Below are 23,242 nucleotides of genomic sequence, written 5' to 3'. Positions count from 1 at the left end.
ATACATTAGTGTATAATTAATGCAAAACCAGACCAAATCATAAATATTTGTATCAATTATGAAACTATCAGGTAGTGAAATCAAAGAATTAAGAAATGCCCTGACAGATGCTTTTCCTAGTAAACCAAAATTAAAGATGCTGCTAAGAGAATCAGATTTAAACATAAATCTTGAAGAAATAGTATTTGGCGAAAATTTGAAAGATATCGTTTTTGAAATAATTAATTGGGCGGAGGGGCGTAGTAAATTAGATATACTGATTAACGCCGCTTTTGAAGAAAATCCTGATAATGCAAAACTGAAAGCATTTGTACAAAAAAGACAAAATTCCAACCCCTCAACCTCGCAGAAAGTTGTAGAGATAGGTCAAATAGCTTCAGAGTCACAGTTTGATGTTTTCCTTTGTCACAATAGCCAAGATAAACCACAGGTACAAGAAATCGCAAATAAATTACTCGAATTAGGAATTAGACCGTGGCTAGATGAGTGGCAACTTCGTCCAGGTTTTCCTTGGCAACCAGAACTAGAGAGACAAGTGCAAACTAATAAATCCGCTGCGGTATTTGTCGGTAGTAATGGTCTAGGTCCTTGGCAAAAACAGGAAATAGAAGCGTTTATGCGTGAGTTTGTTGGAAGAAAATGCCCAGTAATTCCGGTTCTACTATCGACGGCGCCTCAAAAACCAGAACTCCCAGTTTTTCTCAGTGGTCATATGTGGGTAGACTTTCGGCAGTCACAACCCGAACCAATGAAACAATTAATTTGGGGAATTACTGGGAAAAACCCTAATGATAAGTAAGGGCGCCTATTAACACTCAGATAAAAATTAGTTCTACTATATTCCGGAAACGAAGCAGTTGGATAAGTATCTAATTTAGATGTATAGTAACTGATATTGCATAATAGTAATATTAGTTAAACTTGATTGCATTCTCCTGTAAGCAGAATAAATATTGTTAGCAATTATGAAATTATCAGGCTCTGAAATCAAAGAATTACGAGAAGCTTTAATAGATGCTTTTCCTAGCACAGCAAGCTTAAAGAGGCTAATTATAGAATCAGGCTTAGGTATAACCATTGACGGGACATTTGTTAGTGATAGCCTATATGATATAGTTTTTGAACTAATTGACTGGGCAGAGTCGCATAATAAATTAGATACGCTGATTAACGCTATATATGATGAAAATCCTGGTAATGCAAAATTAAAAACGTTCTTTGAAAAAATACTTACTATAAATGAGTCCAATACGTCTACACACTCAGACGAAGCGAAAACATTTACATTTGAAGTTGTTACAGTAGACCGTACTGGCGCCATTATTAAACGCGAAACACGAAGCGCGCAATACTTCACGGAAAATCTTGGTAGTAATGTCACCCTGGATACAAAATGAAATTATCGAGTCCTGAAATTAAAGAATTACGAAAAGCTTTAATAGATGCTTTTCCTAGTAAGGCAAAATTGAAAAGACTGATTAGGGAATCAGACTTAAATATAACTCTTGATGAAATAATAATTGGCGAAGACTTGAATGATATAGTTTCTGAAATAATTGATTGGGTAGAGTCTCGTGATAAATTAGATATACTTGTTAAGGCTGCCTATGAAGATAATCCAGGTAATCAAAAGTTGGAAGTTTTTGTAATAAAAAAATATCCTTCTATATTCATATTAATAAAATATTGGAAAGAAATAAAATCTATACTTCAAGATATAAAGAACGAAGAAAATATAGATTTAGGAAGTGCTTGTCGCCTGACATTAAGAAATATCACAAGATATAAGAACAACGTAGAAAGTCAATTTCCAGAGTCAATAAATCCAGATATAGATAATCTACAACAGATTTTCTTACAAAAATGTCTATATAATGATCAACAGAAGCCAACTATAATTGAATTTGCTGAACGGTTGGCTAAAGAAGTGAAACAATCATACAATCAGCGACTAAATCAATGGGTAAGAGATGTAGCAAATAAACTTAATATTAAGCTACCAACATATTCTTCAATGAAATCATCACTTATTTCTCAAAGTAAGTTAACATCCTATCTATTAATTGTAGTCGAAGCAAAAGGTGGCAATAAAGTTTCGCTACAAGCAGAACTAATAACCAATTATCAATCAGAACAAAACTTGGGTCAGCTACTTCCAATTAATTTAGAAACAGATAAACCAGTTATAGATTGCTTATTCACAGAAATTTCAGATAATATATACAGTTTGATTAAAGAAAGTAGAGAGCAATTATACTCATATAGCAATAGCTTTGATTTAATTATTGAAGTTTTCTTACCTTTTCAATATTTATACGAGAATATAGAGTTTCAAGAACTTAACATTCAAAACGAGTCAAGAGTGATTTGCCACGATAATCGTTTTGTTGCGCGTTCTTTTGAACGTTTTTATTTAAAAAACGAAGAGTATTTAAATAAATTAACACAAAGATGGCAAACACTTAGAATTTTTTTGAATAATAGTCAACTTACTGATACTAAAGTAATAGAGCAATTTGAATCTATTAATACAGTTGAGAACTGCAATTTTGATAACTTATATTTAACTTGGGAAGACGATAAAATATTGGGTTTAAAATTTACTTGCTGTTTACCACAGCTAGAAAATGATAAAATAAATTTATTCAAAAATGTTTTGAATGCAGGAATACCTATATGTTTGTGGACAAGACACAATCAACTTAATAATATTGATATTAATACGGAATTTGATAAACTCTTAAATATCACAGCATTAAATAACTATTTAGTTGATTCAGTGCATCAACTTCGTCGAGAAGCTTGTAAAATGGATGATAAGGAAAACCATCTAGGGTATCATGTTGGTTTTTTGTGCGATAATCCTAATCGAATACCATCTCGTTTTACCCGAACGCTTAACAATTGATAGTTACAGCAAAATTCATACCCTTTTAGATTATTAACAAGGTTTAATTATAGAGAGTTAATTGACTATGACAGATAATACAAATAATACAGACTGGCGCCTTTTTAAGGGTACGGGTGAACTACCAGAAGGGAAAAAAGCCGAAGAATTAGCAAAAAAACTTCAAGAGCTTAAAGCACCGCCTTGGAGGGAGTTTGGCGCCGAGGAAGATAAAGAAAATGAAAGTAGAGACAAAAGACGCGCTAAAAGCTTTCGCGTGGATTCTAAAACACCAGAGAGTGCAAATATAATAAATGCTGTTAATGCTGCGATTTATTTGCGTAGACCGTTACTGGTTACTGGTAGACCTGGTTCTGGGAAAACTACCTTAGCCTATGCTATCGCGCACGAGTTAAATTTAGGTTCTGTACTAACTTGGGCAATAAGCGCGCGTTCAACTTTGCAAGAAGGTCTTTATCGCTACGATGCAATAGCTCGTCTTCAAGATGCTCAACAAAAGGAACAACAAGATATTGGTAAGTATATTAAATTAGGCGCCTTGGGTACTGCATTTTTACCATCACAATTACCTAGAGTTCTACTTATTGATGAGATTGATAAAAGTGATATAAACCTTCCTAATGATTTATTAAATATTTTTGAAGAAGGGGAATTTGAAATACCAGAATTAGTCCGACGTGCAAAAAGTAAAAGTAATCAAGAAGATAATCACAAAAAGAACAATACAACATTTAAAGTTGTAACTCACGACCAAGATGTTGATGTAGAAATAAAAGCAGGTCGAGTTCGCTGTCATACTTTTCCCATCATTGTAATGACTAGTAATGGAGAACGAGATTTTCCACCTGCATTTAATCGTAGATGTTTACGCATAACAATGCCAACTCCTAAAGAAGATGCACTCAAGGATATAGTCAAAGCACATTTTGGTGATGATTTGTTTAAAAATTCTGAGTTAAAAATTAATCAATTAATTAATGATTTCCTTTCAACAAATAAAAAAGAATCAGTAGAACGTGCGACAGACCAGTTACTCAACACTATTTATATACTTACCCGTGGAATTAAGATAAATAATGAAGATGAAAAATCTCTAAAAGATATTTTATTAAAAAGTTTAAACAATATGTAAATTAATTATATAGTGATTTGTGCGTTCTATGGTAATATCGAAAGACTATTTAAAACAAAGACGCAGAGAACATAGAGAAGAAAAACAAGTTTGATGAAAAATGATTGACAAATTAGTCGCTGTACTAGGTAAAGATTTAAACTTAACACCAGAAGAAATTGCTGATATTCTCTGGTTAAGCTTGCAGCGTCAAGAAATTTGTCAGACTATAGAAACTTCCTCTTCGCCAGAAATTGTACTACCTACAACTGAAGAATCGATATCAACTCCTAACAGTAATATCACCCCAATTCTTCCCGAAATACCCAAAGCCAAAGTTTATCCTGAATCAGACTTTATACCCAATACTAACAGCACTATTCCGTTACCGATACCTGATGCACCTTCGCTACGTACACCATTGACGCTTGCCCAGTCTCTACGTCCTTTAATGCGTCGTGTTGCTTCTGGACAAAATACTATATTAGATGAAACTGCCACTGTAGATTATGTTGCTAACCAAGATATTTTTGTACCCGTTTTCAAACCAGAACCAGAACCTTGGTTAGATTTAGCTTTGGTTGTGGATGAAAGCGAGTCGATGTTAATTTGGCGCCATACAATCCGCGAACTTAAGCGATTATTAGAGCATTATGGCGTATTTCGCGATGTACGCACTTGGGGTTTAGTAGTAAGTAGTGCAGGTAATATTCTAATTCGTCCTGGTATTAATCGTGAAGCGAACGATAACACACAACGACTTGCGAATCCAGGTGAGTTAATTGACACAACGGGGCGCCGTTTAATATTACTAGTTAGTGATTGCGTTGCAAATTACTGGCAAACAGGAGCTATCAGCGATATATTAAAGCTTTGGGCAAATACACAACCTGTGGCAATTATACAAATGCTACCAGATTGGTTATGGTTACAGACAGGACTAAATGCAGGCGCCTCTGTATTATTAGGAAGTTTGGCGCCAGGTGTTGCCAACAAGCATTTACGAGTCAAAGAGCTTTTATTATGGAAAGATATAGATTTGGAGACTGGTACAAAAATTCCAGTTTTGACTCTGGAACCAGAATTAGCTTTAACATGGAGTCAAGTAGTAGCGGGGAGAAGCGATGCTACAGTACGAGGTTTTGTTTTTGAACAGGGAGCAAAAAAAACCACAAAATCATTAACCAATCGTCAACCTCCAACTATCAATGCAGAAGAACGAGTACAACACTTCCAAATAACAGCTTCACCAATAGCACGCAAACTAGCAAGCTTACTCGCTGCGGCGCCTCTTATTAACTTACCTGTAGTCAGGATAATCCAAGATACTATCCTACCTAATTCACGACAAGTCAACGTAGCAGAAGTATTTTTAGGTGGTTTACTAACACCTTTAGATAAAATTAAGTCAGATACTAATCCCGATACGGTACGATACTGCTTCATCAATGGAATTCGGGAGATTTTTTTAGAGTCGGCAGTTATTTATGACTCTGCAAAAGTGTTTTATGCTGTTTCTGAGTATGTAGCTAGAAAGTTAGGCAAACCTTCATTGTCAGAATTTTTTGCCCTCCTCAAGGCGCCGCAACAGGGTAACGAAGATGAGCAAACGATAATCCAACCGATTGCAGAAGTAGCGATAACGATATTAAAGAGTTTAGGCGAAGATTATGCAAGGTTTGCCGAAGAACTAGAAAATCCAACTTCTCAACCCACTTCCATTGTTGGTAATAAAAAGCAAGAAACAGAAAACCTTGGCAATAACGTCACTCTCGATATGGTCGCTATACCAGGTGGTACATTTTTAATGGGGGCGCCGGAAGATGAAGAAGGTAGTTATGATAGTGAACGTCCGCAACATGAAGTTACAGTTCAACCCTTTTTCATGGGCAAATATCCAGTTACTCAAGCACAATGGCGCGCGGTTGCAGCATTACCACAAATAAATCGTGAGTTAGAACTTGAACCTTCACTTTTTAAAGGAAATGACTTGCCTGTAGAGTGTGTATCATGGTATGATGCTATGGAGTTTTGTGATAGACTAACTAATTACAGCAGACGCAATTACCGACTGCCGAGCGAAGCTGAATGGGAATACGCCTGCCGTGCTGGAACTGCTACTCCGTTCCATTTTGGTGAAACTATTACAAGCGAGTTAGCAAATTTTGACGGTACACGAGAACCCTACGCCGATGCTCCGAAAGGTGAGTATAGAGAGAAAACAACCGATGTAGGAAGTTTTCCACCTAACGCTTTTGGTTTGTATGATATGCATGGCAATGTTTGGGAATGGTGTGCCGACATTTGGCATGAAAATTACTTAGAAGCACCTACTGATGGAAGTGCTTGGATTCAAGAGAAGGTTGAATTAGATAGTGAGAATGATAATCAATATTATCCCTTGCGCGGCGGTGCGCGGAAAGAAAATCCGCGAAACTGCCGCTCTGCTTGTCGCGACATGCTCCATCCCGGACTCGCTGACTTCCTCGACGACCTCATTGGTTTTCGGGTGGTGTGTGGTGGTGTGGCGAGCGCTCTTCTGTACGAGAGCTGGCGAATTATTTAATTCGTTGGGAGTGTCAGAGAAGAGTCCAGCCCTGTTCCTGCGATGCTGGTGACAGTATCCAAAAATCAAACTCCAGTGGGTAGCTTAGTAGGTTTAACCGAAAAGTTACCCAGTTATTATATAAATACAGACGTTGTAGAGATGAATGTCGCGCCCCTTAAGCATTTGGAGGCGCCAATAAAATTAGGTAGGGTGCGTGAAAGCTATTACAAGCAATCAACGTAACGCAAAATAAAGTGCTTTCACGCACCATTAATACGTTAAATAAGTGCCATTCCGCTGTAGAGACGTGATTAATAACGTCTCTACATGGTTGTGTTGGTATCAATTAACTACACAAACACTTAACAAAGACTCTTCATTTTTTAATACATAAATACTCTATTAGATAATACTTTAGTATTTATCTAAATAAAACAGTTTAATAAGCAGCAAAACATTCATGACAAGATTTATACACGATGAGTTTAGCAAAGATTTTCTTGAAGCATTGCTAGAACCTTTTGGTGTGGTAAAGGCGCCAAAGCGTGTTGCCGCAGAAGTAAAACAGATTGATGTTTTATTTACTCCCAAGCTGCTACAAAACCCTAAACTTGCGTCGTTAGGTTTACTTGGAAAGTTTGCCGAGTTTCCCGCAATATTTGAGCAGTTTCGCAACGCGGCGCCAGAAGACGACATTTGTGACTGTATAATTAAAGCATTGGAAGTAAAAAATGCGCTCAAAAGAAAAGCAAAGCCCAAAAAAACATCACGTAAAAGAAAAGCAAAGCCTAAAAAAATAGTTCTCAAAGAAACAGCAATACCTAAACTATGGGTTTTAACGCCAACCCTATCAGATGAAATACTATCTAAGTTTAAAGCAGACCCAGACACAAACTGGGCGCCTGGAGTATACTTTGGACCCGAAGCTTTACGAACAGGAATAGTAGTCATCCACGAGTTGCTTGAAACACCTGATACATTATGGTTAAGGATGCTGGGTCGAGACGCAGTGCAAACCAAAGCCATCGATGAATTTATCTCACTGCCAGATGACAACCCTTTCAAGCAGGCAACGCTACAATGTTTATACAACTTCAAGCAAAATCTAGAATTAGATAAAACAGAAGATACAGGAGAACCGGAGTTACTTATGAGACTGGCGCCACTTTACCAACAAGACCGTGAGCTTGCAGTACAGGAAGGAGAACAACGTTTAGTACTACGTCTACTTTCGCGGCGTTTTGGTGAACTTGATGCATCACTAGTTGAAAGAGTTCGTTTACTGTCTACAGAACAGTTGGAAGCATTGGCAGAGGCATTACTAGATTTTTCTGCCTTAACTGACTTAGAGACTTGGTTAAATCAATAGATTCAACAAAATCAGTCGTTTAATCAGTTAAAGTATAAAAAAGTTGGGAGCAACATATCTCAACTTTTTTGTTTCTATCGCAGGTCGTGTCAAACAGATAACCATATTTGTTGAATGCGCTGACGAACTTGCTGCCAATCATTTGGTTGTAAAGTCCCAGCCCAGTCAAGGTGGCGTTAGAGGAGGGAAATGATTATCAATAAGGAGATAATATTATCAATAATTTTCTTAACTTATTCAGAATAATTAAACTAAATATTTGTAAAAAGATATTTAGCATAAAAATGTTTTGAGATATTGCCAAAAACTAGAGTATAATCCATCTTCATATCCCTGAAGTAGATTATTATACTAATTTTGCAGGTATTGCCTTTCTGACATAATACGCTGATATTGTTTAAACTCTTCTAAATAATTCTGCTTTTTGACGTTGTAATCAGCTAATTCCCGCGCGTACTGTTCTTCGCTTTTTAATCTTTGATACTCATCATTAACCAATTGACGTAATGCAGAAAAATGTTCATAGTCATCATGTGTATTTAACGAGTCATGCCAATCACATCCTAAATAGTCTAACCATGATAAATCTGTTCCTTGCTTGGCAACCTGTTCCCGCATTAAATTAAATACTGGTGTATCGCGCGTGACTACTCTAGTTACAATCATTTCTTTTGATTGACACCAAGTTGCTAGCTTTTTCTCTTTTATTGAATACAGTATATCTTTGTCGTCGTACCAAAAATAGTTAGGTAGTTTTAGCCATCTGTTTATTAAAGCTAATGCTTCGATTTGTGATAGTTGCTCTATTGGCTTTTGAATTATATTGACCATCTTGCCCCTGTACTAAGTTCTCTACTTTGTTTCCAAATGTTTTCGGTAGTTTTCTTGTACTGTACAGGATTTACTTTGGTTTGTCCAAAGGTTGATATAAAAAGTAAATGTTAAGTTAGTGCGCGCGCATGAAATTAAATATATAAAATAATGAAAACATTGTTACTTGTAATAAGTATACTCGTTTTATCTTTGTTACGTAAATGTTTATACTTGTAATTTTTCTGACATTAATTCACTTGAAGTCACGATTGTAAGTCGGTGCGTGACACCACAAGTCTTGTTACTACGTTCTAATTTTTTTATGGTGTCACACACCCTACGATAAATGCTACTTGAGCGGTTTTAAGTGTAATTTTAATAGGGTATCTGGTTTTACTTGTGCTTTTGTACTATTTATACTTTATTACAAATTTAAGTGGTTAGTTTCCTTAATTGCTGGTTTAGGCGTTGTGGTAACTAAAAGTGCAAACAAACAATCAATTCATTAATAATTATGCGACTTATTGAACAGGTCAGAGTTATATGTAACCGTCTGGCGCCTTTGGGATGGCGTGATTTACTTCTTCAGCATGGTTTGGATATTACTGCTGCTGATTTAGAACGGGAGTTAGTTAAAGAGTTACCTAATATTAATCGTCGAGTTCCTGGGTTTGAAGATTTTGCTCGTGAGGGAACGCGCGGTATTCAAGCGGGTTATCCTGGTCGTAGTTTATTGTTTCATGCTTTGGCTTCTTGCAATGTTAATAAAGGTGTTGCTGGTAGAGATTTACAAGGGTTTCCGACGTTGGCAGAGATTGAGGTTGTTGAGAACTATATATATGGTGTTCAAGCTCCTTCTCTTTTAGAGTTGCGCGCGCGTAGTGGTAGACAACCCTTAGCTATTGTTGTTTTTGCTTCCGAGTACCGTCCGGCGCCTGAAACTGTTCACCGTAAGCACGCGGATATGTGTTTTTCTCGGACTGGTGTCGCGCGGGTTGGTACTGCTCAACCATTATATGATGCTGCAAAACGTGGGTTTACACCTTTTGTTGACGGAGATCAAAGTGCTTTCCGCGTTTTACCTGTGCGTTATTCTGCATATATAGCAGTTCAAAACAGAGGAAATCAAGATGTATTTGGTCCGATGCGATTTCAACCAGGTGATGGTAGTCTAAATTTTTGGGTTCCTTTACATAAACTTTTCGCTGGTAATGAGTGTATTCGCGGTCTTGATTTAGAGATGAATTTTAATGCTCATCATGTAAATGAGAAGCTACGACGTATTCACTTGGTTCTTAAAAATGCTGGATGGGGTGAACCTGATATTAGCAATGCACCATTTATTTTTACCGAAGGTATAGCTGAGTTGCCAACAAATGCTGATTTTAGCGCCGGTTTATTGTTACCTGTTGTGCATTCAAATTTGGTTGAAGCAGCTACATACAAAGGAAAACCTCTCACATACAAAGTTCCAGCATCAAGTCCAACGCTTTCTTCAAGTGTTTTAATTCCTTCAGATGGTGATGACCGACATGCTCCTGAATATGTCCATGCACGTCATAGAGTATTACCGAATGGTCAAATTGAAAATCTCAACAATTTACCAAATGTCACCGAAGTAGTGAAAAGAGGTGGTTATGATGCGCTACACTACATCGACTTTACTGGTGATGGTTGGGTAGAAGCTTTATGTCCTCAACTAGCTGTAGAAATTCCTCGCAATATTCCCGCATATTCGCTAGTAACTGCTCCCGACTTTTTCCCTAACTGCGACCAAGGTGAACTTTTAGACTGGACACAACAATCTGTACCTAGCGCGCTTCGCCAAAATTTGTGGCGAATTCCACCAGAATCTTTATCTGACGAACGCATTGCACCAAATATTCAAATTAAAGGCGCCAATTTCCGTGCAGAAGATAGAACAGTTACAGCAATTGTTGCATTACCGCTTAACCGTCCAGAAATACGCCAAACTTCCCTCGATGTCCGGCAAACTATGCGCCACACTTATTTACCCGATGGCGCCGCAGGAATATTTGCACCTGGTTGGGATATAAGCCGTGATACATTTAACAATGTTGAACACTTAGCTGCATATGGTTTAGGTAGTCCCTTCCCTGAAGACTCGAAACTTTGCGCTGCTCTCAGTACATTTTGGCCTGCTGTGGCGCCGGATGCCGCGCGTACTTTTGTCCCAAATCCAGCATGGCCAACAATTAGCCCACTTACTGACGCAGAAATTGGTCAAACAGGTAACTTACCTTGGGATGGAATTCCTGGTCCTAAAGTTGTATCAAACAATGGAAAAGTAGTCCTAGAATATACTGATTATGACCACGCCGACTACGTTGAAAACTCGTTAAACAAAAAATTCTCACTTTCGTTAACAGGTAAAGTAGACGTGCGTGAGTACGAAGCCAGAGTTTTAGCAATGGCAAACGTTTATCGCGTCTTGGGTATCACCAACGGGCAAAGAGGAGACATTGGAGTATTATCCTTCCGGGCAATAACAACTACAGATACAGAACTTCAACAAGCGCAAACACAAACACGTACCACACTCCAAGGTAAAATATACCGCTTTGAAATTTACCGTCGTAACGGCAAACAACCCCGTCTACTTCCAAACAACCCACGTAAATGCACGTTGGAAGTTGATGAAGTTACAACATTATATATTTCCCCTCTTAATGTATTACTCAAACAAAGAAACGGCGCCTGGGTAAGTAGACGCATTTAATCTTGTAGAACAGGCATCCCTGCCTGTTCCCAATGGGATGCCCACTCTACAATTTCCCTAAAAATTATTAAATAAACATGTATAACAAACAAATATCTGACGTTATTATTATCGGTAGCGGACCAGCAGGCGCCTCAACAGCCATTACGTGCGCTTTACAAAACTTAAAAGTAACATTAATTGAAGCAAAACCATTCCCGCGCGTTCATCCAGGTGAAACCCTCCATCCTGGCACAGAACCTCTTTTCAAACAATTAGGAGTTCTCGAAGATATCCTAAAAGCTGATTTTATAAGACACCAAGGTAACTGGGTACAATGGGAAGGAGAAAATAAATTTATTCCCTTTGGTTCATACCATACAGAAACATGGCAAGGATTCCAAGCAGTTCGCGCTGACTTCGATACTATTTTACTAAAGCGCGCGCAATCGTTAGGTGTAAAAGTATTACAACCTTGTCATGCATCCCGCATAATTACACAAGCAGATAAAGATAAAATTACTGTTGAAACATCCCAAGGATTATTAGAAGCATCAAAAATTATTGATGCGTCAGGCAGTAATCATTGGTTAGCTAAACAACTAGGACTACCAATAAACTATCATTCTCCTCGTCTCATAGCATATTACGGTTATGCACAAGGCGAATGTCCCGCGCGTGATGAGGCGCCTGCAATAGTGGCAGACTCACGCGGTTGGACGTGGACTGCAAAAGTTAAACCCCAATTATACCAATGGTCGCGCTTGACATTAGACCATGAGAAAATTGAGCTTAATTGGCGCCCTAAAGAATTTGAGCAATTACAAATTTACCAAAAGACGCGCGGGAGTGATGTAACTTGGCGTATAGTTTCTCAACCCGCAGGAACAAGGTACTTTATGGTCGGGGATGCGGCAATGGTTCTTGACCCAGCATCATCACACGGAGTGTTAAAAGCTATTATGTCGGGAATGATGGCAGGACATTTAATCACGTCAGAAGCAGCAGGTAAGATAAACGAACAACAGGCTGTTCAACACTATAATAAATGGATCAAAAATTGGTTTGATAGTGACGTTGAGGAATTGAGCAAGCTTTATAGAATGTTACCTAACCCACCCGCATGGGTTCTGTAGGATAAGCATCTTGCTTGTCCTACGAATAAGACGGACAGGCAAGATGCCTATCCTACCGGATAATTTATTCTGCTGCTACTAGTGCAGGAACTAGTACTTCATCAATAACGTGAATCACACCATTATCTGCTAAGATATCTGTTTTTAGTACATTGGCATTATTCACTTTGACTTTACCGTTAGAAGATTCGATTGCTAAAATTGAACCTTCTACAGTGGGCGCCTCATCTATTTGAGCTAGGTCATCGGAACGCACATCCCCGAAGACCGCATGATATGCAACTATTCTCTTTAATTTGGGAATATCTTGAAGAAGTTCATCTAAAGTTGATTTAGGTAACTTATCGAACGCATCGTCAGTAGGAGCAAACAGCGTTAAAGAATCTGATTGTTCAAGAGTATCGATTAATCCAGCAGTTTCAGCCACTTTGAGCAAAGTTTTAAAATTACCTGCGCTCTTCGCTGTTTCTAAAAGGTTAGCCATGAGTCACTTACCTAGGAATGATATTACAACAAGCTACTTATAAAATTGAGGCTGTATGTATATCCTCTACCTGGAGTAATGAATTGCTGGTGTTAAACTAAAGATTGTTCTACTGAACCAGTGATTATGCTCAAGCGTTCAAAGTTCGAGACAACTCAGTCTCAGATTATGCACCGTGCTGAGGATTTGATACATGCAGCCTCAAATCGTTATCGCATTACAGTTCAAGTCGCTAACCGTGCTAAACGGCGCCGTTACGAAGATTTTGATAATGCAGATGACACGCTCATGAAGCCTGTGTTGCGTGCAATTATTGAGATGTCAGATGAGCTAACTCAACCGGAAATCATTGGCGAGGTGTAGAAGTTTAATCTGATCCCCCTTAACCTCATACGTGGAAGAGGGGATCAATCAATAAAATATTGGTACTAAATAAATCAATTCCAACAATGGAAAAAAACCCTATCCCCTCAATCATCCAATCTAAACTGTATTTTTTATACCCCGCGCGTCAAATTATATATTTAGCCTTATTTATCACAGTTCTAATCGCGGTACTTTGTAGTGCAGAAGTTAGTACAAATCTTTCTAATATAAGTCCTAATATAAGTCTATTTGGTACTCAATCCGCAGCAGCACAGCCGCGTATTGTTATTGGTGACGTTTGGCAAAAAGTTTATCAGAAATTACCCGATTTACCCAAGGAAAATACTTACAAAGCAAGAGAAGGTGGTAAGGTTGCCACTGATAACACCTTGGTAGGTCGAATGATTCGGTATCATATCTATGTAAAAGGACGGGCGCCTAACTTTCGTTTAGATTGGAAGTTAACTTTAGCAGATTACCTTGATGCTAATGAAGTAATGTACGATTACAGCTACCCTGGAAATGATAATTTAAGAACCAACCCTTTTGATGGGGATAGGGCTGCTGTAAAAAAGCTGACTCGTAGTCAACGTAATGCTTTGGTACAAGCTTTAGCTGATGCGTTTTCAGGAAAGTAGGGTGTGTGACGCTACCAAAAATCCTAAACGAAGTAATAATCTAGTAGCGTCACGCACCAGTTACATTTATTATCTATTGTTCTAATGCAACGTGTAATAAAAACTGGCGCCAACTGGCGTATTGGTTGGAACCCCGAAGCGCCTAAATTTCAGGGGTTAGTTGGCACATCGGACTGGTCTGTTGAGTTGACACAAGCTGAGTTAGATGATTTTTGTCGATTATTAGCACAGCTTGCCGACACCATGAAACAACTGACATCAGAGTTAATGGACTCTGAAAAAATTGCTTGCGAAGCCGAAAGTGATTTAGTTTGGATGGAAGTAGAAGGTTATCCACACTCCTATAGCTTGCGGTTTATCCTTAATAGCGAACGGTGTGCAGAAGGTAAGTGGGAGGCGCCTGCTGTTCCTGGTTTACTGCTAGCTGCCAGTACGCTCAAGGTTTTTTAATTAAAGATGCTATTTTTCTTTAAACTTGTGCTATCATAGCTAAGTTAAAGAGTACAAGAATCACGATTGTATTCTTCGGGGCGTAGCGCAGCTTGGTAGCGCGCCACTTTGGGGTAGTGGAGGTCTTGGGTTCAAATCCCAACGTTCCGATGTTTTGTAAAGGTCTCTGTGGTAAATAAATATATTGCAAAAACTAATGACATGTAGGTTAGGTGTCCCGCCTGACATATACCACAGGCTATATGCCTGTTATATCATGTCCGGTTGCTTGCCCATAATTCCCGACAATGTAGAGACCGAATTAATACGGTCTCTACGATGGTTTTATTATGGTTATGTACACGGACATGTTATTACGTATTTTTTTGGAAGTACAAAAGGCGCCCCTCCATAAGGAAGGACGCTATGCAAGCTAAGAATTAAATCTTAACCTCTTTTTAACTGTTAAACAGGCGCCTTTGGTGTATTCTCGCAATAAATTTATGCTACACCTCCAATTGCTGAATTGTTCTAATCAGAGCAATTGTACTCAGAAATTCCCTCGTATGGAATGGGGTTAGGTTTTACGTAGCGTTTTCCACATAACGTGAAAAGGCAGGTCGAATGGCGCCAAAGCGTATTAATTACTAGTGATAATACGTAAATTATGGTAGTTGAATGTTGCAATAAGATGAATAGAGCATTATTGACGTTAATTGGCTGCTTTTCTGCATTGAAAGCTAGGAATCTCTGTTTATCTTACGAATGAGCCAATAAAGCCATTTTTTCGGGTATTGTCTACATTTTTAATATATTTAATTATATCTTTAACTTTACTCAACATCGTTTAGTGTGAATGCTTTAAGAAATCTTTAGAAGTATTTTCATTTAATTCGATGTGTATAGAATTCAGACAAAAAATACTAATAGTTAAATAATTCAGAAGTATAGTTAACATTGGCGTTGAATTGAATATCATAGAGTAAACATACCGCTGAGGGTATTCAATGGAGCTATTGCAAAAACAGGTCTTGACCTTAAGCCAGAAGGTCGATGCCCTCTACCAGGTGATTCAGCAACTTGAGCTTAAAGTCTCTCAAGTTTTATCTACGTGTAATACACAAGAAACCCCACTAAGAGACAATTTGCGAGGGATAGCCGAAACTGGTAGTTACCAGTTGAAAGGACATCAACTCTCCAACCCAGAGTTAGAACACAAAGATGTTCTAGCTGATGGAATATATTCTGATATCAATCTTCAAGGGGGAGACAGGCATCTAACGCCTGAGATTCAAATACAAAGGCTAACTGCACAACTAACCGCAGCTTATAATCGTATTGCTGCTCTTGAAGAACAATTGCTACTAAAGCGAATTCATTATTAAGTTCCATATTATGTGGGGTGCGTGACGCCACTAAAATTTTGAAACAAAGAGCAAGTCTAATAGCGTCACGCACCCTACAAGCTGGTTAATTTATCAAGTTGTGTTTCAATAGCTTTTAATAGCTGGTCTTGCTGCCAGTATTGATATAGATATGCTGCTATACAAGCGGCGCCAGCACCTACACCTTCTTTGACAAAACCTTGCTCGTATACACGTAATTGTTCGTAGCGAGAGTGAGATAGATTTAATTGGGTAGCAATAAGAGGAACATCACCAACCAACTCAGCTAATTCAACTGTTGCACCAGTTGCGTCTTCTGCAACCCAGCGGGTAGTACCTACTATAATTTGGTTCGGTTGCCACTCCAAATCATAAAATGAGGCACACGCGCGAGTCAAAGCATATACAGCTAGCATTTGTGTTCCTCCTGCCAACATTACCCCACAATGACGACTGGCAGTAATTGCCATCCCCGCAACAACTATTTGCATCGGGTCACCTACCGATGCAACAAGTTCGAGTGGGTCTGCACTATAACTATAATTGGTCTTCTCTAATCCCATTTGCACTACTGCCCATTTTTGCGCGTGGTTACAAACTGGGTGACTACTATTTACTTTTCCAATCGCGTTTATTCCCAAACCCGTTAAAATCGCTAAAGCTGTTGTTGTTCCTCCAACAACACACTCGCTTAATATTAAATACCCCTCATCCGCTGAACGCGCTAACTTTTCTCCCCACTTTAATCCTTGCTCAAATAGGTGACGCACTGTTTCTAGCTTCATTGCTTTTCCACTGCTCAAACACAAAGCATATGTACCACCTAAATCAATTGCTCTAACTGGCGCCTCAATTAATCCAGCATTAAAAATATGAACAGGTAACTTGAGTTCTTCGACTACCGCGCGCGAAATTAGTACAGGTGATGCTCCCGCTGTAAGTGGTGGTAAAGGATATTTAGGGTATGTACGGGCGCCGCAATCTAAATATTCTGCATCCGCACAAGCTGTGTATTTACGGTCTTGAGGTGTCAAACCTGCTGCTGATATTCCGGGGATCAAAGCAGTCTCTGTAAAACCTAATACACAAACAAATGTTGGTAGACGATGCTGATACTTATTTATCCACGCTTGTCCAAGAGGTATTTGCGTATAAATACTAATCATACTCCATCAAAACTTGTACCCAACGCGGAGGACGGGGTATAGGATTACCCAGACGGTCTAACAAGAACCAAGCTCCCACGTGGACTAAAAATAAATATAGAAAATTATTGAAGATGACAAATATAATGGCGCCAATTTGAATAGAGAAGGAACTAGGTGTTGATAAAATTCCCAGCCTCAAAGAAATCCACTCGATTATATCAGTTACTTGATTAATTAAATAAACCCATAGGTCTTCATCAGTTAACACTGATAAAAACCAAAGTCTAAAGAATACACCTAATGTTCCTAAAAGCGCTCCTAAACTTATCGACACTATCCAGGGAACGCGACGGTTCCACGCTGATCCCAGTAATACCCCCATAAATGCAAACGGCATTACAAACTGTAAACTGCGAATAGGCCCCATTAGTACTGATAACAGTAATCCAGATACTACTGCCGCCATCCAAGCCGCGCGCGTACCACGTCGTAAGTAAACTAAAGCAATTGGGACAGGGAAAAATATTCGCAAAATAGGGGCAAATGCCGGAAAATAAAAGCTAATAAACCAAATTAGACTACCTGTGCTAGCCAAAAACGCAGTTTCCACCATTCGTAGTGGTGCGTCAACTTTCACTTCGGGAGCTGCAAAAATTTCTTTTTCATCTTCATCTTTTTGAGACCATTCTTTTTCGGATGCCATGATTCGTTCTTAGGAAGCTCTCGTTCTTTAGGGGTATGTTAAACAATCATCCTTTCTAAGGCTGATAAATCGGGAATGCAAATTATATCTTGGTCGCGTTTGATTAATCCTTTTTTTTCTAACCTTGTTAAAACTCGCGTCACAGTTTCGCGCGCTAGTCCGCTTAAACTGCTTAATTCCCGATGCGGTAAGTTCGGTATCCCGGTTCCAGAGGCGCCCTTGATCCCTTGTCCTTCTGCCAAGAATATTAACGTATCAGCGACTCTTGACTGACTGTCTGATTCGCGCAACCGTAGGCGCCGATTTACTTGTCGTAACCTTCGTGCCATTAGTTGAGATAACCTAACTCCCGCCATTGGTTCTGTATGAAGTAACTTCACGAAATCTTGAGCAGGCATACTACCAATCATTGTACCTGTTAAAGTTATGACATCGGTTGAGCGAGGAACTTCATCTAGTGCTGCCATCTCGCCAAATAATTCGCCTTTACCAAGAATATTGAGAGTTACTTCCTTACCTTCTAAATTATAAGTCCGAATTTTTACCCATCCTTCAATAATAAAATATACCGAGCCTCCCCAATCATTTTCAAGCAAAATAACTTGATTTGCTGGGTGAGTACGGGTAACTAGGTGGGTAAGCGCCAATTCTATAGCAGGTTCTGGCAACCCTTGAAAGAAGGGAGCTGACGTGATAATTGTAGGATTGGCAGGGGAGAGTAAACTATATCGGTCTTCCATTACAACATTTTTTACCAAAGCAGCAACCTACGTGCATAAACGAGCTAACGTTAAACTTAAGCCTACGCTATCAAAGCATAACTGCTTTCAAAGATAAAGCTAAAGAATGTCACTTTGAACAATAATCGAGTCTTTTTTATAATACAGATTTTATCTAACGGTATAAAAAACGCAAAGTGCTGACTCGAAGTAGCTCTGTATCTAGTGTAATTCCTTTTTTAGCAAGCAGTGTATTGCAAATATAATTAGTAAATTACTGATACTGATAAAATTAATGATACTCAATACACGTGCTGGCGCCCCCTGAGCATGCGCGCGCTCCTGAGCATTTTTCAGGTATTCAAATATAATTTTGGCAACAAAGCGCGGAAAGTTTGTAAATAATGCTGTACCCTAGTAGCGATTAGAGACAAAGCATGTATTTTACGTGCCCGAAACGCTCAACTCAAGAAGTTATTAAATACTTCGGGGTTTCAAGGAAACTTATGAAAGAAGGTAAAAGGAGGAATTAGAACCGTTAATCTCGATATCGAGACACAACACGCTCACAACGGGCGTATCGACAAGCTCACTCACTTAATATAGCACCAAACCCTTGTCCAGTTCTAGCTAAGGTAAATCATCGTGACTTCCCGCTCAACTGAAATTCAAACGCTGATTGCAGATATTGATAGCTTACTTGCTAATAAGGGTAAGCGCGCATTAAGAGTTCTTGCCAATAATCAAGGACAAGAGCCAAGACAAGTATTAGAGCGAATTCGTAATTTCTTGGAATCAATCGATCAGGAGTTGCAACAATCAGACGCACAATCCTCGGCTGCTTTATTGTCTCCATTGGTTGCTAGGTATATCGGCCAAGATACTGATGATAATTCTCAAAATCAAACCAATCAAAATCAACCTAACCAAAATCTGACTCCACAGGCGCCATTAAACGAGTTAAGAGCGCTGATGGAACCTTTGCATATCGAGCTTCAGGGTCTTTTGAAAGAACGAAAAAATCTAGTTGAAGAAATTCGTCAACTCGAACAACAGCGCTTACATAATTACTCCTTGGCAAACCAAATGGCCAACCAGGAGCAAATGATAGCAGAATTTTTACAGGTGCTAGCTAATCGTGTTTCTAAAGAAGGATTACAAGTTGATCCCGTAAAGACGCTTACACAAACAAGTACTACCATTACAACTACTGAAACTGATGCCTCTTCCAAGCTGATAGAACGTATTTCCAGTTCTTACGGTGAGCTAGATAAAAAAATAGTTGATTTAGATTCCAATATCAATTCGTTTGAGGATTTGCAGCGTCATCTTAACAGTTATCAGGAGTCTTTATCTGCCAGTGTAGCGCGAATGCAACACGACGGTACGCAAGGTGAGCAATTGCTGAAAAATTGGATTGAAAATTTGATGCAGCAGTTGCAGTCTATAAATGTTTTTCTCTCAGAGCTTGTAAATAAATCGCAGGTTGTACAATCTAATTTAGAACAAAAAATAGTACAATATCCAATACAAGCTGCTACTGGGAGGAACACAGTTTCCCTTCCGGATGTAGACAGTAGCTTGGTTGATGACGTTAATGCTACTCCTGATTTAGATGCTTTGCTTTTGGAATTAAATCCGGATGCGGATAGTTATGATACTTCTGTATCTCAAGCGCGTTCAATTGGACTTCAGCAAACTAACAAATTTAATAGTCAGCCAAAAGTTAAAGAAGTTGCCGCGACTACTGAGCAGCTTGAGAGTGATGAAGTTGACTTACTCTACGCTAGCTTATTCGGCGCCGATGATGTGGCTGTTTCGACTCCAGTTACACCACCTGGACGTAACCCAATAACCGTAACACAAGATTTACCGACACCAGAAGTGGTAACAGTGTCTACTCAATCAGAAGTAATTTTAAACACTATTAATACACTTGATACGGTTGACACTGTTAATGAAATCGTTACGGAAGCTGATACTAAATCTGAAACTGTTATTTCTACTATTTCCATAGAACCAACATCGGCGCCGATTACAGAATTAGTAAATACAACTACATTAAATCAACAGGAAGAACCAATTCCTCCAATAGTAGTTTTAAATCAAACACATACAGAAACAGAAATTATTAATATTACAACACAAACGGTGCCGTCCGAATCATTAGACGAGCTATTAGATACATCAGTTGAAACAAATACAGAAACTGAGACGCTTGATATAGCTAATCATAATGATACAATAGATTTAACTAATACAACAGCATTTGTTCCAGACCCTTGGCTTGATAATGGAGATGCAGAACTTTTAGATTTGCACGACTTACAAACTCAAGATCAAAAAACAAGCGTTGCTGACCAAACATCGTATGCGTGGGAAGCTTTTGTTAATATAGATAACGCTTATATTGCTGTTGAGCCAACGGATGCTGATACTATTACTGCATTAACAGATTTAGTTTTTGAAGATGTACCTAAGTTAAGTAGTGCTGCAACGCAAGAAGAAAATCAACTTCAGCAGCATAACTTTATTGCCGCTTCTCCCAACGAAGTTTTGCTTCCCCAAGCTACCGTCATTGATGCAGCAATGCCCAATATTTCACTCAATGATGACCAAATACAACGATTAGACGAGGATTTAGAAAACTTTGATAGCGATGAGCAAACAGGAATAAGTTCCCGCCATTCTCGTCCACAAAAAACTGAGCCAAAAGTTGAAGAAAGTCCTGTTCCACCAGAAGAACCAGCAATATCCGCGACTGCACCTTCTATCTCGAGCGCCGAAACTCAGCAACCAACCTTGAACTCGATAGATGATTCTATTAATATTGCTGATACCGCAGACTCAGCGTGGTACTTGGGTATTGACTTGGGAACAACTGGAATTTCTGCTGCTTTATTAAATCGTTCGACCGCCGAAGTTTATCCTGTTTATTGGTCTACTGAAACCGACATTAATGCAAACGGCGCCAAACGTTCATTCCGTTTACCCGCAGAAGTCTACTTACCTGCTAGTGCAGGAGTACCAATAGGTAGCGAACAAAATACAGATTCTCCTATTACTCCATCACAAAACCTGTTTTCCGCTGAACTAAAACCTTACTTACAGGTAGCTTTAGCTTATAGAAGCGAGAAAACTCAACATGAAAGCTCAGAAGATAGCAAGCAGGAACCTTCTTATAAATGGGAACCAGTGCTGCAATTAAACGAGGTTGCAACTGTACCTTTAGTATGGATGGTGCGCTCGCTGTCGAAGCTACTCTTGACTCTCAAGTCTGACCGAAACAGCACAACTTTAGGTTTAACCGCGACGGCAATAGGTATCAATCAAGAGAGCTTTGGTCGTATTATCGATAATATTGCTGGTGTTGTTTGCTCATGCCCATCCAATTGGTCAGAACAATATCGATTTAATATTCGTGAAGCTTTGCTGCTATCAAAATTGATATATCATCCCCAGCAAGTATTTTTTGTTGAGGAAGCAATTGCTAGTTTACTGAGCGAGTTAGATGGTGCCAACGGTGAGGAAGTTAAGCTGAACACTCGTACTGGTGCGCGTCCGGCTAAAAGTAGCGACCATCCTTTAGATGGTAATACTTTGATTATGAACATTGGCGCCAGTGCCACCGAAATGGCGTTAGTTGAGTTACCCGAAAACCTGCTTACGCTATCCCACAACGACTTTATGCTCCACAGCTTTGCATACGGTGGAAAAGGTATCGAAATAGACATTCTTTGTCAGCTATTGCTACCACCAAAATGGCGCCAACCTGTTTCCGAAAAGCAGTCAGGAGAATCTATATCGAGTAATCCTTTGCACTGGCAACCAAGTATACAAGGTTTAGAAAATACGCAGCTATCAAGTTTGAAGTGGGAGGAGTTAACGTTACCACGACCAGGGGAACCAGATATTGCTGAACGCATCCGCCTATTACAACGGCTTGAAAGCTCGCGTCTTGGACAAGCGCTTTTGGATGCTGCAACTGCTATGAAGTTAATATTACAACATCAAGAATCATTCTCGTTTGAGTTGGCAGATCAACGTTGGCTACTGCAACGGCGTGATTTAGAAAGTCAAGTATTTGTGCCGTTTGTTCGTCGTTTGAACCGCGAACTAAACCGTTTATTAGTCGCGCGTGGTATTCCTACCGAAGCTATTAATCAAAGTATTTTGACTGGTGGAGTTGCAACACTAGGCGCCGTCAGTAGGTGGTTGCGGCAAAAACTTCCAAATGCGAGAATTATTCAGGACTTGTATCTTGGGGATAGTGGTGCCCCTACATGTAGCCGTGTGGCTTATGGGTTAAGCTTGTTAGCACTGCACCCGCAAGTTTTGGAAGTGTCAAGACAGCAGTATACAGATTATTTCCTGTTTACAGAACTACTACGGGTTTTGCCAGAACATGCTTTATCATTTGGCGAAGTAATTGGATTGTTTGAGGAACGTGGTATCAACACTCGTAACTGTCAGCAGCGACTGCTAGCATTTTTAGAGGGTGAATTACCAGCTGGTTTGATACCTGGTAGCACCGAGTCAATATGGCTTACTCAAGCTTCGATGGAAAACTTCGATTACAAAACGCTTTTGAGTACACCGTTATTTGAAAAACAAGGTAGTCTTACATATCGTCCGAACATCGAGCAAATTCAGTACCTGCGTAATTTCCTTGATATCGTGAAAGCTAGCACTCAACAATCTTTGGAGGAACCTTACACGGTTAACTTCGCTGTTGGTGTTGCTTTGTAGAAATTTAGAGACGCGAT

General features: G+C 39.1%; 19 protein-coding genes and 1 tRNA gene. 15 read left to right on the top strand and 5 right to left on the bottom strand.

The genetic code is table 11. The features are described from left to right. Positions 1-58: 58 nt before the first annotated feature. The 7 genes from AC2JBO_RS05345 (at position 59) to AC2JBO_RS05315 (ending at position 7,936) form a co-directional block, all read left to right on the top strand. Positions 59-799 carry a toll/interleukin-1 receptor domain-containing protein gene (locus AC2JBO_RS05345; protein ID WP_496952592.1) on the top strand — a complete coding sequence of 247 codons (741 nt, stop codon included), beginning with the start codon at positions 59-61 and terminating at the stop codon, positions 797-799. A 166-nt stretch (positions 800-965) separates the two neighbouring features. Continuing rightward, entirely contained in the window at positions 966-1,397 is a 432-nt protein-coding gene (locus tag AC2JBO_RS05340) for an effector-associated domain EAD1-containing protein (RefSeq protein WP_496952591.1), read from the top strand. Continuing rightward, positions 1,394-2,908: a VMAP-C domain-containing protein gene (locus AC2JBO_RS05335; protein ID WP_496952590.1), complete on the top strand. Its 1,515-nt coding sequence runs from the start codon at positions 1,394-1,396 to the stop codon at positions 2,906-2,908. The genes AC2JBO_RS05340 and AC2JBO_RS05335 overlap by 4 nt, the downstream gene beginning before the upstream one ends. A 67-nt stretch (positions 2,909-2,975) precedes the next feature. Next, a complete protein-coding gene (locus tag AC2JBO_RS05330) occupies positions 2,976-4,040 on the top strand; it encodes an AAA family ATPase (protein ID WP_496952589.1) in 1,065 nt (354 codons plus the stop codon). Between the two features lie 100 nt (positions 4,041-4,140). Beyond that, entirely contained in the window at positions 4,141-6,585 is a 2,445-nt protein-coding gene (locus AC2JBO_RS05325) for an SAV_2336 N-terminal domain-related protein (protein WP_496952588.1), read from the top strand. A 42-nt stretch (positions 6,586-6,627) separates the two neighbouring features. After that, a complete protein-coding gene (locus tag AC2JBO_RS05320; protein WP_496952587.1) occupies positions 6,628-6,810 on the top strand; it encodes a hypothetical protein in 183 nt (60 codons plus the stop codon). Between the two features lie 217 nt (positions 6,811-7,027). After that, positions 7,028-7,936, top strand: coding sequence for a DUF4351 domain-containing protein (locus AC2JBO_RS05315; RefSeq protein ID WP_496952586.1), 909 nt, complete (start codon positions 7,028-7,030; stop codon positions 7,934-7,936). 351 nt (positions 7,937-8,287) lie between these two features. Here AC2JBO_RS05315 and AC2JBO_RS05310 read toward each other — a convergent pair whose 3' ends face one another. Next, positions 8,288-8,767: a hypothetical protein gene (locus tag AC2JBO_RS05310; protein ID WP_496952585.1), complete on the bottom strand. Its 480-nt coding sequence runs from the start codon at positions 8,765-8,767 to the stop codon at positions 8,288-8,290. A gap of 496 nt (positions 8,768-9,263) precedes the next feature. On the opposite strand from AC2JBO_RS05310, the gene AC2JBO_RS05305 reads away from it, so the two are divergent. Both AC2JBO_RS05305 and AC2JBO_RS05300 read left to right on the top strand, forming a co-directional pair. Continuing rightward, complete coding sequence (locus AC2JBO_RS05305) at positions 9,264-11,489, top strand: hypothetical protein (protein ID WP_496952584.1); 2,226 nt, start codon at positions 9,264-9,266, stop codon at positions 11,487-11,489. 77 nt (positions 11,490-11,566) lie between these two features. Next, positions 11,567-12,604: an NAD(P)/FAD-dependent oxidoreductase gene (locus tag AC2JBO_RS05300; RefSeq protein ID WP_496952583.1), complete on the top strand. Its 1,038-nt coding sequence runs from the start codon at positions 11,567-11,569 to the stop codon at positions 12,602-12,604. Between the two features lie 64 nt (positions 12,605-12,668). On the opposite strand, the gene AC2JBO_RS05295 is transcribed toward AC2JBO_RS05300, so the two are convergent. Continuing rightward, positions 12,669-13,088: a fasciclin domain-containing protein gene (locus AC2JBO_RS05295; RefSeq protein WP_496952582.1), complete on the bottom strand. Its 420-nt coding sequence runs from the start codon at positions 13,086-13,088 to the stop codon at positions 12,669-12,671. Positions 13,089-13,214: 126 nt separating this feature from the next. Between AC2JBO_RS05295 and AC2JBO_RS05290 the strand changes: the two genes are divergently transcribed. The 5 genes from AC2JBO_RS05290 (at position 13,215) to AC2JBO_RS05270 (ending at position 15,906) form a co-directional block, all read left to right on the top strand. Further along, the gene (locus tag AC2JBO_RS05290) at positions 13,215-13,451 is read left to right on the top strand and encodes a DNA-directed RNA polymerase subunit omega (protein WP_026093591.1); all 237 of its coding nucleotides are present in this window, start codon (positions 13,215-13,217) and stop codon (positions 13,449-13,451) included. An 86-nt stretch (positions 13,452-13,537) separates the two neighbouring features. Then, positions 13,538-14,092: a hypothetical protein gene (locus tag AC2JBO_RS05285; protein ID WP_496952581.1), complete on the top strand. Its 555-nt coding sequence runs from the start codon at positions 13,538-13,540 to the stop codon at positions 14,090-14,092. An 84-nt stretch (positions 14,093-14,176) separates the two neighbouring features. Then, positions 14,177-14,542, top strand: coding sequence for a DUF1818 family protein (locus AC2JBO_RS05280; protein ID WP_496952580.1), 366 nt, complete (start codon positions 14,177-14,179; stop codon positions 14,540-14,542). Between the two features lie 76 nt (positions 14,543-14,618). Beyond that, a tRNA-Pro gene (locus AC2JBO_RS05275) sits at positions 14,619-14,692 on the top strand. Between the two features lie 836 nt (positions 14,693-15,528). Continuing rightward, a complete protein-coding gene (locus AC2JBO_RS05270) occupies positions 15,529-15,906 on the top strand; it encodes a hypothetical protein (RefSeq protein WP_496952579.1) in 378 nt (125 codons plus the stop codon). Positions 15,907-15,980: 74 nt separating this feature from the next. On the opposite strand, the gene cobT is transcribed toward AC2JBO_RS05270, so the two are convergent. Genes cobT through AC2JBO_RS05255 form a run of 3 tightly spaced genes read right to left on the bottom strand, consistent with a single transcriptional unit; the run spans position 15,981 to position 18,497 of the window. Continuing rightward, positions 15,981-17,072, bottom strand: coding sequence for a nicotinate mononucleotide-dependent phosphoribosyltransferase CobT (cobT, locus tag AC2JBO_RS05265; protein ID WP_496952578.1), 1,092 nt, complete (start codon positions 17,070-17,072; stop codon positions 15,981-15,983). Beyond that, positions 17,065-17,757, bottom strand: a complete 693-nt coding sequence (locus tag AC2JBO_RS05260; protein ID WP_496952577.1) for a DUF2232 domain-containing protein — start codon at positions 17,755-17,757, stop codon at positions 17,065-17,067. The genes cobT and AC2JBO_RS05260 overlap by 8 nt, the downstream gene beginning before the upstream one ends. Before the next feature lie 38 nt (positions 17,758-17,795). Beyond that, a complete protein-coding gene (locus tag AC2JBO_RS05255) occupies positions 17,796-18,497 on the bottom strand; it encodes a Crp/Fnr family transcriptional regulator (protein WP_496952576.1) in 702 nt (233 codons plus the stop codon). Positions 18,498-19,121: 624 nt separating this feature from the next. Here AC2JBO_RS05255 and AC2JBO_RS05250 point away from each other — a divergent pair. Continuing rightward, a complete protein-coding gene (locus tag AC2JBO_RS05250; protein WP_496952575.1) occupies positions 19,122-23,225 on the top strand; it encodes a hypothetical protein in 4,104 nt (1,367 codons plus the stop codon). Positions 23,226-23,242 lie beyond the last annotated feature (17 nt).

The organism is Calothrix sp. CBUCES-K 9914 (genome assembly GCF_059640475.1).
This window is presented reverse-complemented; position numbering and strand designations above follow the sequence as displayed.